The sequence below is a fragment of the Microcystis sp. M49636_WE2 genome (assembly GCF_030065375.1).
Lineage (GTDB): Bacteria > Cyanobacteriota > Cyanobacteriia > Cyanobacteriales > Microcystaceae > Microcystis > Microcystis aeruginosa_C.
In genome coordinates this window covers 1-1736 of sequence record NZ_JASJFG010000647.1, presented here as the reverse complement: position 1 = coordinate 1736, position 1736 = coordinate 1, and the positions used below count along the sequence as shown (strand labels likewise).

The following is a 1736-nucleotide window of genomic DNA, read 5'->3' as shown; positions in this document are numbered from 1 at the left end:
GTCCTTGATGCGGATATTTATGCCCGGGAAGCAGTGGAAAAAGGTTCGGCAATTTTAGAGAGAATTTTTCAGCGTTATGGCAGAAAAGTTAAAACTGAGGATAATTCCCTTAATCGCCAACAGTTAGGAGAGATTATTTTTAATAATCCCGAGGAAAAAATCTGGTTAGAAAGTCAGATTCATCCCTACGTTAGAGAATGTTTTAATCGGCATTTAGAGCAGTTAGAAGCCCCGATAGTTGTTTTTTCTGTTCCTTTATTATTGGAAGCCAAACTAACCCATTTAGTCACAGAGATTTGGGTGATTTCTTGCAGTTTCGAGCAACAAATTGAACGCTTAATGACTAGGAATAACTTAAGCAGAGAACAAGCGATCGCTCGGATTAATAATCAAATGCCTTTAGCCGAAAAAATTGCCTTAGCTGATCTTGTTTTAGACAATTCCGGAGATTTAGAAGCTTTATATACCCAGATCGATCGAGCTATAAGTAGTCGTGCAAAATTAATTTCCTAGTGAAGATAGGCAAGAGGCAAGGGGCAAGAGGCAAGAGGTGGTTAGATATGTGTAATTAATTTTGCTTAGGTACTTAAGTAGCTGGTTAGAATTAAATTGAAGATATATCCCCCCTTCCCCCCTTAATCCCGCCTTGATAAGGGGGTGCCGATCCCCCCTGCCCCCCTTGATAAGGGGGGTGCCGATCCCCCCTGCCCCCCTTGATAAGGGGGGTGCCGATAGGCGGGGGGATCCCCCTTAATAAGGGGGGCATCTGATAGTTTTTAACACCTAACTACTTACAATAGGGATTAATTTTAAAATAGCCAGGCAAATTTTCCCACCCCGAATTTTACATAGAGAATAATTGCCAAAACCAATAAAAATAGAAAGCCAATAATTAATAAATAGTCTTTATTGGTTAAGATTGATTCCTGTAAAAATGTGCGATCGGGATCACCAGAGAAAGCTTTAGCCTGTAGAACTACCTCTAATTTTTGCGATTTAGCCATAGCGTTTAAAATTAAAGGTACAGCGATAGAAGCGTAAATTTTTCCTTTTTGTAACCAACCCATTTTTTCTATTGCTAATCCTCGTAATCTTTGAGCAGAAATAATCGAGCGAGATTCTTCTACTAGGAGAGGAAATAAGCGCAGGGTAGAGGAAAAAATAAAAACTATTTTGTAAGGAATTCTGGCTTTAGTTAAACTCACCATCATCTGATTTATATCAGTGGTAAAAATAGCGAGGGGAATAATTAAAACCATGGTGAGAGTTTTAAAGATCACATTTAAACCGTAGAGGGTTCCCTCGACAGTCATTTGAGCAGAACCGACAGTTAATAAGGGAGTTAATTCAGTTTTTCCCGTTAAAGTTTTTACCTGTTCCACATTAAAAAATCCCATGGTAATTAATAAGAATAGATAAAAGGGAGCCATGAATTTTAAAATAGTGAGGAGATAAGACCATTTTACCCCCGCCCAGAGACAAGCTAAAGCGACAATAAGAGTTAGAAAACCGCCAGCGAGAGGACTTTCCCAAGTAAAAGCGATGAGAGTAACCACGATCATCATGGTTAATTTGGTCCGAAAATCTAGGCGAGTAAAAGGAGAATCTCGATCGACGGTTTGCCAGTTAAATGATTGCATAATTAAGAAAAAAGTTAGTAAGTAGCTAGGTGTTAAAAACTGTCAGATGCCCCCCTTATTAAGGGGGATCCCCCCGCCTATCGGCACCCCCCTTAT

At 39.6% G+C, this 1736-nt stretch carries 2 protein-coding genes; one reads left to right on the top strand and one right to left on the bottom strand.

Annotated features, from left to right (window positions below; all coding sequences use genetic code 11):
* The coding region (gene coaE, locus PX484_RS15000; protein ID WP_288104490.1) for a dephospho-CoA kinase at positions 1–513 on the top strand (513 nt) is incomplete at its 5' end.
* A gap of 296 nt (positions 514–809) precedes the next feature.
* On the opposite strand, the gene PX484_RS14995 is transcribed toward coaE, so the two are convergent.
* Positions 810–1640, bottom strand: coding sequence for an energy-coupling factor transporter transmembrane component T family protein (locus tag PX484_RS14995; protein WP_002804638.1), 831 nt, complete (start codon positions 1638–1640; stop codon positions 810–812).
* Positions 1641–1736: the final 96 nt, after the last annotated feature.

Excerpts from the sequence above, each read along its gene's own strand:
- PX484_RS14995 (WP_002804638.1), bottom strand. The coding sequence starts at position 1,640 with ATGCAATCATTTAACTGGCAAACCGTCGATCGAGATTCTCCTTTTACT.